Annotated in this window: 14 protein-coding genes and 1 pseudogene; 11 read left to right on the top strand and 4 right to left on the bottom strand. The window is 39.7% G+C overall.

The window, feature by feature from the left end; all coding sequences use genetic code 11:
- Positions 1-39: 39 nt before the first annotated feature.
- Positions 40-258: a glutaredoxin-like protein NrdH gene (nrdH, locus tag DB729_RS06010; RefSeq protein ID WP_102210164.1), complete on the bottom strand. Its 219-nt coding sequence runs from the start codon at positions 256-258 to the stop codon at positions 40-42.
- A gap of 360 nt (positions 259-618) precedes the next feature.
- Here nrdH and DB729_RS06005 point away from each other — a divergent pair, with 360 nt between their 5' ends.
- From DB729_RS06005 to DB729_RS05985, 5 genes are all read left to right on the top strand, one after another.
- Positions 619-882, top strand: coding sequence for a phosphocarrier protein HPr (locus tag DB729_RS06005; RefSeq protein ID WP_000146948.1), 264 nt, complete (start codon positions 619-621; stop codon positions 880-882).
- 5 nt (positions 883-887) lie between these two features.
- Positions 888-2,621, top strand: a complete 1,734-nt coding sequence (gene ptsP, locus DB729_RS06000; protein ID WP_109289988.1) for a phosphoenolpyruvate--protein phosphotransferase — start codon at positions 888-890, stop codon at positions 2,619-2,621.
- Positions 2,622-2,879: 258 nt separating this feature from the next.
- Entirely contained in the window at positions 2,880-5,438 is a 2,559-nt protein-coding gene (locus DB729_RS05995; RefSeq protein WP_061588157.1) for a pneumococcal-type histidine triad protein, read from the top strand.
- Positions 5,439-5,633: 195 nt separating this feature from the next.
- Positions 5,634-6,551: a metal ABC transporter substrate-binding protein gene (locus DB729_RS05990; RefSeq protein ID WP_109289989.1), complete on the top strand. Its 918-nt coding sequence runs from the start codon at positions 5,634-5,636 to the stop codon at positions 6,549-6,551.
- Between the two features lie 7 nt (positions 6,552-6,558).
- On the top strand, positions 6,559-9,609 hold the full coding sequence (locus DB729_RS05985; RefSeq protein ID WP_109289990.1) for a pneumococcal-type histidine triad protein: 3,051 nt from the start codon (positions 6,559-6,561) through the stop codon (positions 9,607-9,609).
- 36 nt (positions 9,610-9,645) lie between these two features.
- Here the strand turns inward: DB729_RS05985 and pepT are convergent, their stop codons facing one another.
- Positions 9,646-10,869: a peptidase T gene (gene pepT / locus DB729_RS05980; protein ID WP_033584188.1), complete on the bottom strand. Its 1,224-nt coding sequence runs from the start codon at positions 10,867-10,869 to the stop codon at positions 9,646-9,648.
- Between the two features lie 358 nt (positions 10,870-11,227).
- Between pepT and pitA the strand changes: the two genes are divergently transcribed.
- The 6 genes and pseudogenes from pitA (at position 11,228) to hemH (ending at position 18,758) form a co-directional block, all read left to right on the top strand.
- Positions 11,228-13,780 carry a PI-2 pilus tip adhesin PitA gene (gene pitA, locus DB729_RS05970; protein ID WP_109289991.1) on the top strand — a complete coding sequence of 851 codons (2,553 nt, stop codon included), beginning with the start codon at positions 11,228-11,230 and terminating at the stop codon, positions 13,778-13,780.
- A pseudogene (sipA, locus tag DB729_RS05965) lies at positions 13,780-14,331 on the top strand (PI-2 pilus system signal peptidase SipA). The gene pitA and the pseudogene sipA overlap by 1 nt, the downstream one beginning before the upstream one ends.
- 8 nt (positions 14,332-14,339) lie before the next feature.
- Positions 14,340-15,620 (top strand): DUF7601 domain-containing protein, encoded by a 1,281-nt coding sequence (locus DB729_RS05960; RefSeq protein ID WP_279633965.1) that lies wholly within the window; start codon positions 14,340-14,342, stop codon positions 15,618-15,620.
- Positions 15,621-15,638: 18 nt separating this feature from the next.
- On the top strand, positions 15,639-16,640 hold the full coding sequence (gene srtG1, locus DB729_RS05955) for a PI-2 pilus system class B sortase SrtG1 (RefSeq protein WP_109289993.1): 1,002 nt from the start codon (positions 15,639-15,641) through the stop codon (positions 16,638-16,640).
- 73 nt (positions 16,641-16,713) lie between these two features.
- Positions 16,714-17,586, top strand: coding sequence for a PI-2 pilus system class B sortase SrtG2 (srtG2, locus tag DB729_RS05950; RefSeq protein ID WP_081730796.1), 873 nt, complete (start codon positions 16,714-16,716; stop codon positions 17,584-17,586).
- A 77-nt stretch (positions 17,587-17,663) separates the two neighbouring features.
- Positions 17,664-18,758, top strand: a complete 1,095-nt coding sequence (gene hemH, locus DB729_RS05945) for a ferrochelatase (RefSeq protein WP_109289994.1) — start codon at positions 17,664-17,666, stop codon at positions 18,756-18,758.
- A 41-nt stretch (positions 18,759-18,799) separates the two neighbouring features.
- Here the strand turns inward: hemH and mscL are convergent, their stop codons facing one another.
- Both mscL and DB729_RS05935 read right to left on the bottom strand, forming a co-directional pair.
- A complete protein-coding gene (gene mscL, locus DB729_RS05940) occupies positions 18,800-19,180 on the bottom strand; it encodes a large conductance mechanosensitive channel protein MscL (RefSeq protein ID WP_033584199.1) in 381 nt (126 codons plus the stop codon).
- Positions 19,181-19,259: 79 nt separating this feature from the next.
- Positions 19,260-19,697 carry a GtrA family protein gene (locus tag DB729_RS05935; protein ID WP_109290212.1) on the bottom strand — a complete coding sequence of 146 codons (438 nt, stop codon included), beginning with the start codon at positions 19,695-19,697 and terminating at the stop codon, positions 19,260-19,262.
- Positions 19,698-19,718: the final 21 nt, after the last annotated feature.

Below are 19,718 nucleotides of genomic sequence, written 5' to 3'. Positions count from 1 at the left end.
TAGCCCTAGAAGCAGTTTCTTCTGGATGATGTACTAAGATTATGCTAATTGTTTCAGTTTTCCTGGTTGGAAACCTGAAAAGACTTCAGTTGGTGTTTGGATAACAGGAGCAGCGCTGAAACCAAGCTCTTTAACTTGATTGATGTACTCTGGTTGCTCGTCGAGATTGATCTCACGATAAGCGACATTATTACTGTCCAAGAAACGTTTGGTCATTTTACATTGGACACAGTTATTTTTAGAATAAACGGTTACCATTTTTGTAACTCCTCTTCAAAATTTAATACTATCTTAGTATATCAGAAAAAAAAACTTTGTCAATCATTTTAAACTAAATCTTGTGCTAAAAAGTTACGGTTTTAAAATCAAAACACAAGATATAGTGTTTTTGAAAACATAAATTTTGACTTCCGTTGAACTGTCAAACTTTCTCAAAATAAAAAAACTACATACTGTATATTGGCAATATAAATAGAAGATTTTCAGCAAGTTATCAGAAAGGAAAACGAAGAAAATCCATAAAATGCTTGAAAAATTATCTAGAAGGTGATATAATACAGTCTTGTAAGGGTTATCACATATAATCCAAAAAAGAAATAATTAAAGGAGAGTCAAACTATGGCTTCTAAAGATTTCCACGTAGTGGCAGAAACAGGTATCCACGCACGTCCAGCAACATTGTTGGTTCAAACAGCTAGCAAATTTGCTTCAGATATCACTCTTGAGTACAAAGGTAAATCAGTAAACCTTAAATCTATCATGGGTGTTATGAGTCTTGGTGTTGGCCAAGGTGCTGATGTTACAATTTCAGCTGAAGGTGCAGATGCTGACGACGCAATCGCTGCTATCACTGAAACTATGGAAAAAGAAGGATTGGCATAAGGAAAATGACAGAAATGCTTAAAGGAATCGCAGCATCAGACGGTGTTGCAGTTGCAAAAGCATATCTACTCGTTCAACCGGATTTGTCATTTGAGACTATTACAGTCGAAGATACAAACGCAGAAGAAGCTCGCCTTGATGCCGCTCTAAAAGCATCACAAGACGAGCTTTCTGTTATTCGTGAGAAAGCAGTAGGTACGCTCGGTGAAGAAGCAGCTCAAGTTTTTGACGCTCACTTAATGGTTCTTGCTGACCCAGAAATGATCAGCCAAATCAAGGAAACAATCCGTGCGAAGAAAGTGAATGCAGAAGCAGGTCTGAAAGAAGTGACAGACATGTTTATCACTATCTTTGAAGGTATGGAAGACAACCCATACATGCAAGAACGTGCAGCGGATATCCGCGACGTGACAAAACGTGTATTGGCAAATCTCCTTGGTAAGAAATTGCCAAACCCGGCTTCTATCAATGAAGAAGTGATCGTGATTGCGCATGACTTGACTCCTTCAGATACAGCTCAATTGGACAAAAACTTTGTAAAAGCTTTTGTAACCAACATCGGTGGACGTACAAGCCACTCAGCTATCATGGCGCGTACACTTGAAATCGCGGCAGTATTGGGTACAAACAACATCACTGAAATTGTTAAAGATGGTGATATCCTTGCTGTTAACGGTATCACTGGTGAAGTGATTATCAACCCAACTGATGAGCAAGCGGCAGAATTCAAGGCTGCTGGTGAAGCTTATGCGAAACAAAAAGCTGAATGGGCTCTCTTGAAAGATGCTAAAACAGTAACTGCTGATGGTAAACACTTTGAATTGGCTGCTAATATCGGTACTCCAAAAGACGTTGAAGGTGTCAATGCCAACGGTGCCGAAGCTGTTGGTCTTTACCGTACAGAGTTCTTGTACATGGATTCTCAAGACTTCCCAACAGAAGACGAGCAGTACGAAGCATACAAAGCTGTACTTGAAGGAATGAACGGTAAGCCTGTTGTTGTTCGTACAATGGATATCGGTGGAGATAAGGAACTTCCTTACTTCGATATGCCTCATGAAATGAACCCATTCCTTGGATTCCGTGCCCTTCGTATCTCTATTTCTGAAACTGGAGATGCTATGTTCCGCACACAAATCCGTGCTCTTCTTCGTGCGTCTGTACACGGTCAATTGCGTATCATGTTCCCGATGGTTGCGCTCTTGAAAGAATTCCGTGCAGCGAAGGCAGTCTTTGACGAAGAAAAAGCAAACCTTCTTGCTGAAGGTGTTGCAGTTGCGGATAATATCCAAGTTGGTATCATGATCGAAATCCCAGCAGCAGCAATGCTTGCAGACCAATTTGCAAAAGAAGTTGACTTCTTCTCAATTGGTACAAACGACTTGATCCAATACACAATGGCAGCAGACCGTATGAATGAGCAAGTTTCATACCTTTACCAACCATATAACCCATCAATCCTACGTTTGATTAACAACGTTATCAAAGCAGCTCACGCTGAAGGTAAATGGGCAGGTATGTGTGGTGAGATGGCTGGTGACCAAAAAGCTGTTCCACTTCTTGTCGGAATGGGCTTGGATGAGTTCTCTATGTCAGCAACATCTGTCCTTCGTACACGTAGCTTGATGAAGAAACTCGACACAGCTAATATGGAAGAGTACGCAAACCGTGCCCTTACAGAATGCTCAACAATGGAAGAAGTTCTTGAACTTCAAAAAGAATACGTTGACTTTGATTAATTGAAAGGTCCTTGCAACTCAGTTGCAGGGATTTTTTGTTTTAAAAATTTGGTGATTGATTTTCAATATAGGATTCTCAAATCAGACTGTTCAGATAGAAGATAGTGTAGAAAACAAAAAAATCGTTAACTGGTTCATAAAATTCTTGACAAGTTGAAAATTTAGGAGTAAACTATTAACCAGTTAACTTTTAGAGAGGAGTTTCTGCAATTTAGAAATGAATTGCAACTAGAAATATCAAAAAGAAAGAGAGTTTCGATGAAAATTAATAAAAAATACCTTGCTGGTTCTGCGGCAGCTTTAATTTTAAGTGTTTGCTCTTACGAGTTGGGACTGTATCAAGCCAGAACGGTCAAAGAAAATAACCGTGTGTCTTACGTTGATGGAAAACAGGCTGTGCAAAAAACAGAGAATCTGACTCCTGATGAGGTCAGCAAAAAAGAAGGCATCAATGCCGAACAAATCGTCATCAAGATTACAGACCAGGGATATGTCACTTCACACGGTGACCACTATCATTATTACAATGGTAAGGTTCCTTACGACGCTATCATCAGTGAAGAGTTGCTGATGAAGGATCCAAACTATACACTAAAAGATGAGGATATTGTCAGTGAAATCAAGGGTGGTTATGTCATCAAGGTAGATGGGAAATACTATGTCTACCTTAAGGATGCGGCCCATGCGGATAATGTCCGTACGAAAGAAGAAATCAATCGACAAAAACAAGAGCATAGTCAGCATCGTGAAGGAGGAACTTCAGCAAATGATGGTGCGGTAGCCTTGGCACGTTCACAAGGACGCTACACCACGGATGATGGCTACATCTTTAATGCCTCTGATATCATTGAAGATACTGGTGATGCTTACATCGTTCCTCATGGCGACCATTATCATTACATTCCTAAAAGTGAGTTATCAGCCAGCGAATTGGCTGCAGCAGAAGCCTTTCTATCTGGTAGAAGTGGTCAATCGAATACGCCTACTTATCGCCGTAGCAATAACAACAGTGCTAGCAGCGATGTAGATAGATGGACTCCATCCTATAATAATCAAGGCAACAGCTATAACAATCAAAGCAACAGCTATACGAACACGAACACAGCTAACAACAGTAGCGACGATAACCAAGCAAGTCAGAGTGATGAGGATATTGATAGCCTTCTGAAACAACTTTACGCCTTGCCACTCAGCCAACGACACGTAGAATCTGATGGCCTTGTCTTCGACCCAGCACAGATTACAAGTCGAACAGCTAGAGGAGTTGCTGTACCTCATGGGAACCATTACCATTTCATCCCTTATTCACAGATGTCTGAATTGGAAGAACGAATCGCTCGTATTATTCCTCTGCAGTACAGTTCGAACCATAGGGTGCCAGATTCAAGACCAGAACAACCAAGTCCACAACCGACTCCGGAACCTAGTCCAAGCCCGCAACCTGCACCAAATCCTCAACCATCTCCAAGCAATCCAATTGACGAAAAATTGGTCAAACAGGCAATTCGAAAAGTAGATGATGGTTATGTATTTGAGGAGAATGGAACATCTCGTTATATTCCTGCCAAGGAATTATCAGCTGAAACTACTGCAGCCATTGATAGTAAGCTAGCCAAGCAAGAAAGTTTAGCTCATAAGCTCGGAGCTAAGAAAACCAACCTCCCATCTGGTGATCAAGGATTTTATAATAAGGCTTATGATTTACTAGCAAGAGTTCATCAAGACTTACTTGATAATAAAGGGCGCCAAGCTGATTTTGACACTTTGGATAAACTGTTGGAACGTCTCAATGATACCTCAAGTGATAAAATCAAGTTGGTGGATGATATCCTGGCCTTCCTAGCACCGATTCGTCATCCAGAACGTCTAGGAAAACCAAATGCGCAAATTACCTACACTGATGATGAGATTCAGGTAGCCAAGTTGGCAGGCAAGTATACAACAGAAGATGGCTATATCTTTGATCCTCATGATATCACCAGTGATGAGGGGGATGCATATGTAACTCCGCATATGACCCATAGTCATTGGATTAAGAAAGATAGTTTGTCTGAAGCCGAAAGAGCGGCAGCCCAGGCTTATGCTAAAGAGAAAGGTTTGACTCCTCCTTCAACAGACCATCAGAATCCAGGAAATACTGAAGCTAAAGGAGCAGAAGCTATCTACAACCGCGTGAAAGCAGCTAAGAAGGTGCCGCTTGATCGTATGCCTTACAATCTCCAACATACCGTGGAAGTTAAAAACGGTAGTTTAATCATTCCTCATTATGATCATTACCATAACATCAAATTTGAGTGGTTTGACGAAGGACTTTATGAGGCACCTAAGGGTTATAGTCTAGAGGATCTCTTTGCGACTGTCAAGTACTATGTCGAACATCCAAACGAACGTCCGCATTCAGATAGTGGTTGGGGAAATGCAAGTGACCATGTTCAAAGAAACCAAAACGGTCAAGCTGATACCAATCAAACGGAAAAACCATCAGAGGAGAAACCTCGGACAGACAAACCTGAGGAAGAAAAACCTCGCGAAGAGAAGCCTCAAAGTGAGAAACCAGAATCTCCAAAACCAACTGAGAAGCCGGAGGAAGAATCACCAGAGGAACCAGAAGAACCTCAGGTCGAGACTGAAAAGGTTGAAGCGAAGTTGAGAGAGGCTGAAGAGCTACTTGCAAAGATCCAAGACCCCATTATCAAGTCCAATGCCAAAGAAACTCTCACTGGCTTAAAAAATAACCTGCTATTTGGTGCTCAGGATAACAATACCATTATGGCTGAAGCTGAAAAGTTGTTGGCTTTATTAAAGGAGAGCAAGTAAAGGTAGTAGCATTTTCTAGATCCTAAAAACAGGATAGGAGAACTAGAAAAGTTAAAATCGAAAATGAGAACAGAATGTAAGTTCTAGTTCTCATTTTTTTCATGAAAATATGTAAAATATCTTGACATATAGTGTAAATAAAGATAAACTATTTACTAGTTAATTGAATGGTTAAATACTAGTTAAGGAGTAACAATGAAAAAAAGAACATTTCTATTATTAGTGGTAGGTCTCTTGGTTCTTGTCTTAGGAGCATGTAGTCAAAAAGAAAAACAAGAAGCAAAAGGAATGAAGATTGTAACAAGTTTTTACCCAATCTATGCCATGGTCAAAGAGGTATCAGGTGACTTGAATGACGTACGGATGATTCAGTCAAGTAGTGGGATTCACTCCTTTGAACCGTCAGCAAATGACATTGCTGCTATCTATGACGCGGATGTCTTTGTCTACCATTCTCATACGCTCGAATCTTGGGCGGGAAGTCTAGATCCAAACTTAAAAAACTCAAAAGTTAAGGTTTTAGAAGCTTCTGAAGGAATGACGTTGGAGCGTGTACCAGGTTTGGAAGATGTTGAAGCTGGTGACGGCATCGATGAAAAAACACTCTACGACCCTCACACTTGGTTAGATCCAGAAAAAGCAGGTGAAGAGGCACAGATTATTGCAGATAAACTTTCGGAACTTGATAGTGCCAATAAGGAAACGTATCAAAAGAATGCTAAAAACTTTATTACTAAAGCCCAAGAATTGACTAAGAAGTACCAGCCTATTTTTGAAAAAGCGAGTCAAAAGACCTTTGTTACGCAACACACAGCCTTTTCTTATCTCGCTAAACGGTTTGGATTGAAACAACTTGGTATAGCAGGGATTTCCCCTGAACAAGAGCCAAGTCCGAGACAGTTGACAGAAATCCAAGAATTTGTCAAAACTTATAATGTCAAAACCATCTTTACTGAGAGCAATGCGTCCTCTAAAGTTGCTGAAACCTTAGTCAAATCAACAGGAGTTAGTCTGAAAACTCTCAATCCTTTGGAAGCAGACCCTGAAAATGACAAAACTTACTTAGAAAATCTAGAAGAAAATATGAATGTTCTTGCAGAAGAATTAAAATGAGGAGATTATGAAAATTAAGAAAAAATATCTTGCAGCAGGATCGGCTCTAGTCCTTTCCTTAAGTCTTTGTATCTATGCATTAAATCAACACCAGGTAGAAGGAAACAAAGATAAAAATCGTGTGTCTTATGTCGATGGAAAACAAGACTCTCAAAAAACAGAGAATCAGACACCAGAACAAGTTAGCAAAAAAGAAGATATTCAGGCTGAGCAAATTGTCGTGAAAATCACCGATCAAGGTTATGTGACTTCACACGGTGATCATTTCCATTATTACAATGGGAAAGTTCCTTTTGACGCGATTTTCAGCGAAGAGCTTTTGATGAAAGATGCCAATTATCAACTGAAAGACGCTGACATTGTCAACGAAATCAAAGGTGGCTATATTATCAAGGTGGATGGCAAGTATTATGTCTACCTTAAAGATGCAGCTCATGCTGATAATATTCGTACGAAGGACGAAATTGAGCGCCAAAAACAAGGTCATACTCATGATGCACCAACTTCTAACAGTGCAGTGGCGCTTGCTCAATCTCAAGGACGCTATACTACCGATGATGGCTACATCTTTAATCCATCTGATATTATAGAGGATACTGGTGATGCTTATATTGTCCCTCACGGTGGACATTACCACTATATTCCTAAGAGTTCCTTGTCAGCTAGCGAATTAGCTGCTGCCCAAGCTTACCTCTCTGGAACTAGAAATCAGCCGAGTGTGACTAACTATCGTCCTAGTCCAAACGAGACTGGTCAAACTACCAACCCAAGTCAACAGGCTGAAATACCAAGTAATCAAGCTGAGAGTCTTCAGAGTCTATTACAACAGCTCTATGCTCTTCCACGTAGTCAACGTTATGCTGAATCAGATGGCTTGATTTTTGACCCTGCTAAGATTTCAAGTAGAACACCGAGTGGCGTAGCGATTCCTCATGGAAATCACTATCATTTTATTCCATATACAAAGCTTTCTGCTTTGGAAGAAAAGATTGCTCGTATGATTCCTTTAAATAGCGACAGTGGGAAGCCAACACCTTTGGGAAATCCAAGTAAACCAGCAGAGCATCCAGCTCAGCCAAATCATTCTCATGACCAAGACGGCGACCAAGGAAGTCAAGATACCAACCATGAAGATCATGACCATGATGGAGAGGAGCATGACCACCACGGTGAAGAACATGATCATGGTTTTGCAGCTGACCGTGTTATTAGTGAAGATGAGCAAGGGTTTGTAGTTTCTCATGGAGATCACGCTCATTATTTCTTTAAGAAGGACTTGACTGCAGCCCAAATCAAAGCTGCCCAAGATCACTTGAAAGAAAATCATCAGCCTCAGCACGTTCAACCACTTGCAAAGACTGTGGAAAGTTTCTCAAGAGATGCTAGCGATGAAGAAAAAATCAAGTATATCTCACAGACCTACGGAGTACCGCTCGAAGCGATTCGTATTTCAAATGGATTCTTTGTCTTTGGAAATCCGGATCAAGCCTATGATCCAACCCATATCCATCCCTATGCTGTTCGAAAAGAACATGTTCGTATTCCTCTCCAAACTGGAAATCCAGAACTGGATTTCCTAAATGAACTTTATACGACTGCCCTACGTGATGGGGTGTCTCCTTATAGTTTGCAAGTAGAGAATGGTAGCTTTGTGATTCCTCACGGTGATCACAATCACTACATTAAGGTTCAGACAAAGGGCTATGAAGTAGCTTTGAAAAATAAGATTCCGGCCCTACAATCGACCTATCAACCTGGAGCATTTGATGAACAAACAGTTCTATCTAAGGTGGATCAACTTTTAGCAGATAGCAGAAGTCTCTACAAAGACCAGCCAATCATGCAGAGACGGGTTGAACTTGCTTTGGGGCAATTCACCGAAAATATGAAAAAACTGGCAACAAACTCAACTGCTGGATATCTAGCAGCCTTGGATCTCTTTGATAAACAGTATATCCATGTGGATCAAAGTGTGGCACCGGTTGAAACTTCACCTTTAGATAAGAAGTACCAAGCCCTAGTAGATAAGATCAATACATTGGATACAGATACTTATGGCTTGCCTAAGAAAGATCTTTTGGTACATTTGCAAGAAGCAAAACTAGCACAGGATGAGACAGAGTTGGCTGCAATTGAAGCGAAACTTCAGGCTTTGCAAGATTTCCGAGATCGGACAGGAGTCACAACAGTTGAGTACATCAAGTATTTCTATGAACATGTGTCTGATGGTCGTTTGAGAGAAGAACTTCGGAACCGTGTTGCCAAGTTGACATGGGAACTTTACCAGTCACAATCTTTCCTCAAAGCAACCGACTTGAACAAGTTATTCCCAACTATTTACCAAACTAAGCTAGAAGTAGAAGAAGCTCTCAAAGAAGAACCCGTTTCTACAAAAGCTGGTAAGACTATTCTAGATACGGAAAAAGTAGATAGTCAAACTGCTAAGACAGCCATCTATGAATTCCTAAAAGAACTCTACGGTGATTTTATGCCAGAAGAGCGGGTTAGCCATGTTAAGAAGGAAGAAGTGGATGCTCTCCTAACTAAAGCTGCCCAACTCCTAGCACGTGTCAAAGAAGATGGTGTCAAACAATCCCTAGCTGAAGAAGCAGCTAATATCAAAGCGGCTACTGAAAAGGAAAATGCAGACCTTGACGAAGCTAAAACACAACTTGAGGATCTCTTGAATCGTATTGCAGCGACTATCCAACGAGAGAAAAAAGAAGCGGAACAAGATCCACAAACGGTGATCATCTACCAAAAACTCTATAATGTCTTGCTCTCTCTTCACAAGTACTTAGAGGATAACAAAGGAACAGATGCTGACTTTGAACGTGTTGATGCCCTATTTGATCAACTTGCAGCCAAAAGCAGTGATAAAGAAGGTCTCCTCACTCTAGCTAAAGAAATCATTAGCTTGAACCAGGAACTCCGTTCAAAAGCAAGTGAAACTGATAGCCAATCTAAGTCCGAGAAAGACAGTGAAACAGCTGCTTCTCAACCAACAGAAAAGCAAGCACAAAGTGAGTCTGAGCCAAATGCTCAACCAAACGAATAAAAAGAAAGGCGAAGTAGCTGAGCTACCTCGTCTTTTTTAGTCTTTATAAGATACAATGCCAATGATGGTATCCACCGCACGCTCCATAGTTTGAAGGCTGACGTATTCAAAACGTCCGTGCATGTTTTCACCACCTGCAAAGATATTTGGAGTTGGGATACCCATAAAGGAAATCTTAGAGCCATCTGTTCCGCCACGGATTGGTTCGATAATAGGCGTGATCCCTAAATCTTCCATAACAGCTTTAGCAATGGTAACAGGCGTCATGTCTTTCTCAATGACTTCCTTCATATTGTAGTACTGGTCGGTCAGAGTTAAGGTCACGCGATCATTCCCAAGTTCTTGATTCATCTTGTCAGCAATAGACTGCATAGCTGCTTTACGTGCTTCAAAGGAATCCTTTTCAAAGTCACGAATGATGTAGCTTGCACGCGCCTCCTCGACACTACCTGACACATCCATAAGATGATAGAAACCTTGGTAACCATCTGTCAGTTCAGGTCGGTCATTCTCTGGAAGTTGATTATGAAAATCAATCGCTAACTGTAAAGCGTTGACCATCTGTCCTTTAGCAGTACCAGGGTGAACATTGCGCCCTTGGAAATGGAGTTCAGCAGCAGCTGCTGAGAAAGTTTCGTATTGAAGCTCACCTAGCGGACCGCCATCAACAGTATAGGCAAAGTCAACATCAAAGTCTTCTGCATCAAATTGATTAGCACCGACACCAATTTCTTCATCTGGTCCAAAACCGACACGGATTTCACAGTGTTTGATTTCAGGGTGAGCAGTCAGATATTCGATAGCAGTCATAATTTCAGCAATCCCTGACTTGTCATCAGCCCCCAGCAAGGTCGTGCCATCAGTTGTGATAAGCGTTTGGCCTGTATATTTCTCAAGACTCTTAAAGTCAGCCGGATCTAGTTTAAATCCAGAATCACCTAAGTTGATAGCTTCACCATCGTAATTTTCGATGACTTGCGGATTAACACCCTCAGCATTAAAGTCAGCTGTATCCATGTGGGAGATAAATCCAATCTTACGTGTCAAGCTCGGATCATTAGCTGGCAAGGTCCCAATAGCAAAACCATTTGGTAGGTAGTAAACATTTTGCAGGCCGACACGTTTCATTTCAGGAAGAAGAACATTGGTCGCAAAATCTACCTGGCTCTGCGTACTTGGAGTAGTAGTAGAGTGTTCATCAGAACGCGTGTTGACCTTAACGTAGGTTAAAAAGCGTTCCAAAAGGTTCGGATAAGACATAAAAACTCCTTTTTTTATCATAAAATAGAATGCAAAACTTCGGAAAAATATGATTTGAGAAATTTCATGAATTTTGAAAAAATATAATAATTCAAATTCAGAAGACTTTCAAAAGAAATTTTCGAACAATTAGAATAAAATATATGCATCTTTATTTTATGAAATTTTTTACTATTTTTTCCATTTTACCACAGAAAACATTGAAAAACAAAGAAGAATCATACTTTTTTGCGATTTATAATAACATGTTTTCAAACACATTGATTGACATGAGTTCAACATTATTATATAATTAACCTATGGATGTTTCAGATTTATATAGTAACAGATTTAAACATATTCTAGTAAGGGAGATAGCATGAACATTCAATATGATTTTAAGAAAATTCAATGTTTCACTAGTCGTTTAGTTATCTTTCTAGCTATTCTTTTTTTGTGTGCACCGATTAATTCTTTACATGCAGATTCAACAACCGAACCTCAGACAACCCTTCGCAAAACGATTACTCCGATATCAGGGCAGGAAGACCAGTATGAATTGTCACTGGATATCACATCTAAACTGGGGACGGAGACCCAGTCAGAACCCTTGGATGTTGTCCTAGTCGCCGATCTTTCAGGAAGTATGGAAAATCAAGATGTGTGGTCTTACTCTAGTGGAAGATACATCAGTAGGATTGAAGCGTTAAAAAACACACTTCGTGGCACAAATAATCAAAAAGGTTTAATTGATACAATTCTTTCTAATTCTCAAAACCGTCTATCTATAGTTGGTTTTGCTGGAAAGATAGATAATCAATATGAAAGTTACAATTATAATTTGCGCCGATATTATAGGTGGCCAGATGACTTTGCTGGATATTATAGTTGGGCTGCTAAATATGATGATTCTAAACAAATTTTAGGATGGAGTAGTGATAGAAATGCGGCAATATCTTCAGTAAATGACATGTCAATACCTCAAAATGCTTCTCAAGGAATTGGTACTGGAACAAACATTGGAGCTGGTTTGTGGGAGGCAGATACACTCCTTAATAATGCGAGAAGCAATGCGAAAAAGGTTGTTATTTTACTATCAGATGGTTTCGCTAATATGTATTACGATAATCAAGGATATACAATATATAACTGGAATAATATCGATGCTAAAACAGAAACAGCTCCCGACTGGTTTAATGACTATCTCAAGCAATTCGTATTAGGGCTTTCATCAAGCTTAGCACCTAGAATTGATGGATTTTACTCGATTAAGTTTAGGTATACTAATAATAGAGACAGTATTTCCAATATTAAATCATACATAGGGCAATATAATCCCAATATTCCTAACGAAATATTTTCTGCAAATAATGAAAATGACTTGCAACAAAAATTTAAAGACATCACTGATAAAATTCTACCTTTAGGCGTACACCATGTGACTATTAAGGATGTACTATCCAAATATGTTCAATTATTACCTAATAGTTCTTCAGGTTTTCGTGTCGTCAAAATAAAGGATGGTAATGAGGAAGAACTGACAACTAATCAAGTGACGATTGAAAGTAAGAAGAGCGAACAGGGATTAGTGGAAGTAACAGCCAAGTTTGATCCGAGTTACACTTTGGAGGATGACGCCAAGTACGTTCTCAAGTTTACTGTCACCTCTACCCAAGAAGCCTTTGATGCGATTGCAGGTGATAAGACACTTACTAGTGATGATGCCGAAGGTGCCGATGCTACTAAACTCTATTCCAACAAGGGGGCAAGTGTTGCTTACTCCTATGGTATTGGGACTTCACATACCAAAACAAAAGACTATTCTGAGAAGCCCACTTTCAAGCCGTCAGATCCATTGGCGGTTCCTGTAGAGATTGAATGGAAAGGTGTGGATGGGAAATCAAATCCATCAGCAAATCGTCCACCTAGTGTCGAATTAAAATTAAACCAAAAGAAAGATGGAAGTACAAAGGATTCCTATCGAAAGGTCACTAGTTCAGTTCAAACGAATAGTTTTACTGAAAATGCTAGTTTTGCAAAGGTAGCCAAGGGATATGACTACGAACTGAAAGCACCAGACGCTCCGGGCTACACAGTCGAAGTTCAAAAGACAGGTACGAAAGAGAAACCATCCTTCAAAGTTATTTACCGACAGCTTCCAAGCCTCACCATAAAGAAAATCCTAGAAGGTGAGCAATCACCTAATAAGTCTTTCACAATTAATGTTACCCTTTCAGATAAGGATGGCAAACCGATTAACGGCAAGTTTGGGAATACAACAGTGACTAACGGGAAAGTACAGATTTCTCTCAAAAATGGTCAGGAAACTGTCCTCAAATACCTGCCTCGTGATACCCACTATAAGGTAGAAGAAGTAGAGACATCTAGAGCGGGATATCATGTTACCTATGAAAAACAAGAGGGAACCTTGTCAGAGGATGTTCAAACAATCGTCACCAACCACAGACTTCCGACACTTTCAGTTACAAAAAAAATTACAGGTGCCTTTGCTAATCTTTTGCAATCCTTTAAGATTACCATTAACGTAAAGGATGCGCAAAATAAACCATTGAATGGATCGTATAGTGCAATAGTAAATAATCAAAAAACAACCCTGAAATTTACAAATGGTAAGGCGACAGTCGATCTAAAGAAAGATAAAACTGTTAAGATTCTCGACCTTCCTCTAAATGCTCGTTACAGTATCGAAGAAGAAGCAAGTTCGTCTCGTGGATATCGGGTTTCTTATGAAAATAAAGAAGGCAAGCTTGATGGGGATAAGTCCGCGACGGTCACGAATAATAAAAACAGCGTACCTGAAACGGGAATTGACTTCTTGAGTAGCACTCTCATGCTTGGAGTCGTTCTTCCTCTAGGAGGAATCTTCTTTATCATCTTACTTGGTCACCTTGTGGTGAATAGGAGGAAGTGATGCTGCTTAAAAAGAAACATAAGAAACCAGTAACACAAGTCAATCGGGATAAGTCTCCGCCGAGTGTCTGGGGAGATATCCTATACTTAGTCAGTAAACTTCTGATGGTTGGATTTGTACTAGCCACCCTTTACTTTTTCGTCTTTGGACTATTAAGATACAATGACGATGGCATGAAGCCAGCCTTAAAAGATGGCGACCTGGTCGTCTATTATAGGTTGGATAAACGCTATTAGATTGGTGATTTGCTAGTCTATAGTTATAAAGGCAAGGAAAGAGTGGCGCGTGTCATAGCAACCGAAGGAAGTACAATCGATATAAACGAAAATGGTCTCATCATCAACGGTTCTCCTCAACAAGAGCAAGATATCTACAAAGAAACGCTGCTCTATAAGGAAGGAGCTACCTTCCCAATGAAAGTCCCAGCAGGACAACTCTTTGTCCTCGGGGACAATCGAACAACGGCTGTAGACAGTCGTGCTTTTGGAACCATCCCTATACAGGATACCCATGGCAAGGTGGTAACAGTCCTAAGGCGACGGGGCTTTTGATGATCATAATGAAAAAAGAAAATAAAAAAACAAAAGGAATAATCATGAAAAAAACATTCTTTAAAAAGCTATTCACTGCAAGCATTGCAGCTATAACCGCTTTGTCCGTATTCAGAGGTGTCCCGACCTTTGCGGATGATAATTCAGCGACTGCTAAAGCCAATGGGGAAACCAATGCGAAAGTAGCGATTAACAAAACATTGAATATCGCGCAAGGTATTACAACACCAACTGCGACTTTCAAATTTACTTTTAAACCCAAAGATGGCGAATCTTCAAACCACGCTCCGTATCAAATCGCTTCTAGTACAGAAATGGATAAAGGTTATATTCCAGAGCGAACGATTTCCTACACAAAAAATGATAGCGCAACTAATGAGCAGATTAAAAAAGATACAGGTGATATCTTTAATGGTGTATCCTATGATCATGCAGGTGAATATGTATATACCGTAGAAGAAACTCCTGACACCTACACTACTATCAAAGATAAGAATAATCAAGAGATTGATGCTATTAAATATGATGCGCGCAAATATGAAATGCATGTTATAGTTAAAAATAAAAAAACTACAGGCACTTATATTTTCTCAGTATATTTTAAAGAAATTAAACAAGGAAATTCTGGAAAGGTTGAACCATCTTCTAGTTCTGAAATTTATAAATATGATTTATTTGAAAATACCTATACTAAAGATGGTGGGAAAATAGATCCTGATGATCCAAATCCAAACAATCCTGATAAAGAAAAATTTGATAAAACAAGAAAATCACTTACAATTACTAAAATTGTGGACGGGGCATCAGGAGATAGAACTAAAGATTTCAGTTTCCACGTTACAATCACTCTCCCTAAAACCAACAAAACAGCTAAAGAACCTGTAACATCATTAGCAATTACACATGGTACTTCATCTGAAACTAAAGCTGTACCTGAAAATGGTGTTGTTGATTATGATTTCACACTCAAACATAATGAAACGTTTACTATTGATAATCTCCCTGCTGGTTCAAAATATACAGTTAAAGAAACTGGTGTTCCTGGATATACTGCATCAGCAAGTTATCTTGAAAATGGTGTACAAAAGGCTCAAACTGGTCAACTAAATACAGAGTTTTCTGTAGCTAATGTCCTAGTAGGTGAAAAAACAAACAACAACACCGTTACCAACAAAATTAATGACGTGACTCCTACTGGTCTCTTGATTGATAACCTTCCATTCATCTTGATGATTGGTCTTGGTTTAGCTGGATTTGTTGTCTTGTCTAAAAAACGTAGAGAAGCCTAAACGGTTGGGGGATAGACGATGAAAACCAAGCGTGAGAAGCCAAAAAAGAGTCTGTCTAGGCGTCTCGTTCTTGCTGTAGATGGGACGATCAATCACTTGTTGCTCATTTTTGCAGCTTTGATCTTTCTCTTTGGTTTCTATGCCCTTTGGGATTCCAACCAAGTCTACTCCTTGGCTTCGTCAAGTGAGTACGAAGCTTATCGACCTGTTACGACGCAACAGGATGAGCTAGCTAGCTTTTCAGGCTTCAGCAAACTCCAAGAACTCAATCCCGAAGTCCTCGGTTGGATCAATGTCTATGGTACCAATATCGACTATCCCTTAGTCCAAGCCAAGGACAATGAAAAGTATCTCAACAAGGACTCCAAAGGTGAGTTTGCAGCGACAGGCGCTATCTTTCTCGATGCACGAAATAATCCCAAGTTCGAAGACTTTAATACCATTATCTACGGGCACCACGTAGAAAACGGGGTCATGTTTGGTGATGTGGCTAAGTTTGCTGATCAGGAATTTTTTGACCAGCATCGTTACGGTAGTATATATTACAATGGTGTGGAAAAAGGGCTCGAGATCTTTGAGATGTTGGAGGTCGATGCCTATGACTTTAACATCTATGATCCAGGAATACAGGGTGAGGACCGTCAGCAGGTCTATCTAGATCACTTGCTCTCAGTAGCAATGCACAAGCGGGATATCTCGCTCTCACCGAGTGATCGTATCATCCTACTCAGCACCTGTTTTCTCGATGTGACTAATGGTCGTCATATCGTGGTCGCAAAGATTACAGACACTGTCCCTAAAAATACCTTCCATACAAAAAAATCAAAACCATTCCCATACAGTGTCTTTGATGACTCGTCTCTTGGACGTTTCCTCTCATCAATCCCACTATGGATTTGGTACCTTATCTTGTTTGTATTGTTCTTGCTCTTGATTTTCTTACTCCTTGTCCTCTACTTGATCCTACGTCGTAGAAGAGAGAGTAAAATAATGCAAGAAGCAGACCCTTTTACTGACTAAGGGTGAATAGAAAAGAGGCGGTTTTGTCCCGCCTCCTTTCCTTTTAAGAAATCTCGCATAGAAAGGAGTGCTGATGACGGTTCAAAAAAGAGCGCGATTTAAAAACGTGTTTCTGGTATTCTTCTGTGTTTTTGTAGCTCTTTTTAGTTGGCAGAGAGTGGAAGCGAGTGACTATGATCACTATAATCCTATTGAAAAGGATGCTTCGAGCACAGGATTTGAAACCCTGCAACAGCTTAATCATGATGTTTGCGGTTGGATTAGCCTTGATGGGACAAAGGTGGACTATCCACTTCTACAAAGTCAGGATAATGTCAAATACCTTGACCGCAATGCCTTTGGCGATTATACGATAACAGGATCAATTTTTCTCGACTATCGCTTTAATCCCAACTTTACTGATTTTAATACCATCATCTACGGTCACTCTATGGCTTCAGGGGCTATGTTCGGTGAGATTAAGAAATTTGCTGATAAGGAATTCTTCGACCAGCATCGCTATGGTTCTATCTACTATAATGGTCGAGAACGTGGTCTTGAGATTTTTGGGATTTTAGAAGTGGATGCCTATGATACGGAAATTTACCGAACCTTGAGTTCCAACGATGAGGAACACCAGGCCTATTATCAGTATCTGTTGAGTAAAGCCAAGTACAAGCGAGATGTTTCCTTGACTTCAACGGACAAGATTGTTTTATTAAGCACCTGTTTTCTTAATATTACCAACGGCCGCCATATTCTTTTAGCAAAAATAACGGATGCACCAGTAAAAGCAGCACAGGATAAAAGTGGAGAAAGCGTAGGAACACGTTATTTTGACCAAGGGATTCCAACGCATTGGATTTATATCCTAACCTTACTCCTTCTTATCATTGTCATTTTGCTTCTAATAGTTATTATTCTAATCATAAGACGAGATAGAAATACAAAAGAACAAAAGAAATAGTAGACGTCGGAAGCGTTTACTATTTTTGTTTTTCATGATAGAATGGATGGTGAAAATAATATCATAAGGATGATAATATGAAAAAAGCCCTGTTAATGATGACCTTTGGATCTCCAGAGGAGATTACCTTTGAGAGTGTAGCGGATTTTTTTACCAATATTCGTCGTGGGGTTAGACCCCAGGATCACGAGATTCAGACCCTCTATGACAACTATGTCCGTATAGGTGGAACACCGCTTCAGAAGATTACCCGTGAGGAAGTTGCTTTAGTAAGAGAGCGATTAGGAGAAGAGTATGGCATCTACTTTGCTAACAAATTTTCTCGCCCCTTTATCCCTGATGTGATTAAGCAGATGGAAGCTGATGGCGTTGAAGAATGTATCTGCTTGATTTTGGAACCTCATTATTCCTTTTACTCGGTGATGGGATATGAGAAGTTTCTGGAGAGCAAGCAAATACGCTTTTTAGTCATTAAGGACTGGTATAAAGAACAGTCTTTACTGAACTACTGGACAGATGAGGTTGGTAAAATCTTGAGAGACGAAGTGGGAGGAGAGTCTTTTAAGGTGATCTTCTCAGCTCATAGTGTTCCAATTTTTGCTTTGGATTTTGGAGATCCTTATATCGACCAGATTTTCGACAATAGCAAACTCATTGCGGACCAACTCGGATTAGTGGCAGATCAGTACACCAATACTTGGCAGAGTGAAAGTGATATTGGAATCCCTTGGATCAAGCCAGATGTACTCGAGTATTTGAGAGAACAGAAACAACATCCAGAGCATTATATTTTTGTACCAATTAGCTTTATCAGTGAACATATTGAAGTTCTTTTTGATAATGATGTAGAATGTTATGAGTTATGCCAAGAATTAGGGGTAAATTATCATCGCCCACCAATGCCAAACACAGATTTCCGTTTAATTGATGCTTTAGTTGATACTGTAAGGGCCAATGAACAAAAAGAATTTAAGGAATTTCTCCCAGAAGAAGAAACCTTTGACGAATTAGCTCCTTCAGCAACCACTAAGGATATTATGGAGGAAACAGCCGATCTCCAAATGCCAGAATTTGTGAAAAAACTGATTGAGAAAAAAGGCCGTGAAAATGTGAAGATGCCTTACTTGATTAAGAAAATGCTCGAAAAGGCTGGTAAGTTACCAAAAGAGTAAAGAAAAAAGGATTTAGCTTAGAGCTAAATCCTTTATCTGTTTTATTTTTTCTCAAGAAGAGCTTTAATTTCTTGAAGAACTTCAAGTTCAGTTGGAGCAGCAGGTGCTTCCTCAACCACTTCCTCTTTCTTGCGAAGGTTTTGCGCTTTTTCCATAGCTTTAATAACGAAGAAAAGCACAGTACCTACAACGAGAAAGTTGATAATAGCACTCAAGAATTTACCATATGTAACACCATTCCATGCAAGCTCAGCGATGTTTTGTACTTTCGCAGCTTCCAAAGCTGGGTTCAAGATAAGTGGAGTGATGATATCGTTAACGAGTGAAGTCACGATAGCACCAAAAGCAGAGGCGATGATTACACCGACAGCAAGGTCAACGACATTACCACGAAGCAAGAATTCTTTAAGATCCTTTAACACTTTCATAAATTCCTTTCCTAATTTTCTAACTTATTATATCCTAAATTGTGACAAAAGGCAACCTGGATGCCTAAGGAGATCAGTTGCTCCTTTTAAAAATATAGATTTTACTGAAAATATAATTAAGCACAATAATCAAGATTTGTGCTAGGATGGTTTCAACCACATTAACCCTGTCTATATTATATTCGACAAACTGACCAATAAGATCAGGAAAGGTTGTAACAATGATATAAGTTAAAAGAACGTCAAGACCAAGAGTAGAGAGACGAGCTAAGAAAAACTTAGCCAGGCGGGTTGGCCAGTTCCTTCTCTCTTGTTTAAAGACTATTGTATCATTTGTGAGAAAGGCAAAGAGAATCCCGATAAGATTTGCGAGTACGGTTGCTAGGATTTCCTGGTGGCTGATGTGATAAATAACCAAACGTGATAAAATAGAAACCAGAGTAGTAGCAGCACCGAAAAATAGGTAGGAGAGGATTTCGTTATCGAAGAATGCCTTTATTATTCTTTTCATGGTTTTAGTATAGCATAATGT

The organism is Streptococcus halitosis (assembly GCF_003143695.2).
In the GTDB taxonomy this organism is placed as follows: domain Bacteria; phylum Bacillota; class Bacilli; order Lactobacillales; family Streptococcaceae; genus Streptococcus; species Streptococcus halitosis.
The sequence above is the reverse complement of the archived record's forward strand: the minus strand, read 5'-3'. Positions and strand labels throughout refer to the sequence as shown.

What these genes read in the sequence shown, in the direction of transcription:
- srtG1 (WP_109289993.1), top strand. Translation starts at nt 15,639, where the DNA reads ATGAAAACCAAGCGTGAGAAGCCAAAAAAGAGTCTGTCTAGGCGTCTC.
- DB729_RS05985 (WP_109289990.1), top strand. Translation starts at nt 6,559, where the DNA reads ATGAAAATTAAGAAAAAATATCTTGCAGCAGGATCGGCTCTAGTCCTT.
- DB729_RS05960 (WP_279633965.1), top strand. Translation starts at nt 14,340, where the DNA reads ATGAAAAAAGAAAATAAAAAAACAAAAGGAATAATCATGAAAAAAACA.
- ptsP (WP_109289988.1), top strand. Translation starts at nt 888, where the DNA reads ATGACAGAAATGCTTAAAGGAATCGCAGCATCAGACGGTGTTGCAGTT.
- DB729_RS05990 (WP_109289989.1), top strand. Translation starts at nt 5,634, where the DNA reads ATGAAAAAAAGAACATTTCTATTATTAGTGGTAGGTCTCTTGGTTCTT.
- DB729_RS05935 (WP_109290212.1), bottom strand. Translation starts at nt 19,697, where the DNA reads ATGAAAAGAATAATAAAGGCATTCTTCGATAACGAAATCCTCTCCTAC.
- srtG2 (WP_081730796.1), top strand. Translation starts at nt 16,714, where the DNA reads ATGACGGTTCAAAAAAGAGCGCGATTTAAAAACGTGTTTCTGGTATTC.
- hemH (WP_109289994.1), top strand. Translation starts at nt 17,664, where the DNA reads ATGAAAAAAGCCCTGTTAATGATGACCTTTGGATCTCCAGAGGAGATT.
- DB729_RS06005 (WP_000146948.1), top strand. Translation starts at nt 619, where the DNA reads ATGGCTTCTAAAGATTTCCACGTAGTGGCAGAAACAGGTATCCACGCA.
- DB729_RS05995 (WP_061588157.1), top strand. Translation starts at nt 2,880, where the DNA reads ATGAAAATTAATAAAAAATACCTTGCTGGTTCTGCGGCAGCTTTAATT.
- nrdH (WP_102210164.1), bottom strand. Translation starts at nt 258, where the DNA reads ATGGTAACCGTTTATTCTAAAAATAACTGTGTCCAATGTAAAATGACC.
- pitA (WP_109289991.1), top strand. Translation starts at nt 11,228, where the DNA reads ATGAACATTCAATATGATTTTAAGAAAATTCAATGTTTCACTAGTCGT.
- pepT (WP_033584188.1), bottom strand. Translation starts at nt 10,869, where the DNA reads ATGTCTTATCCGAACCTTTTGGAACGCTTTTTAACCTACGTTAAGGTC.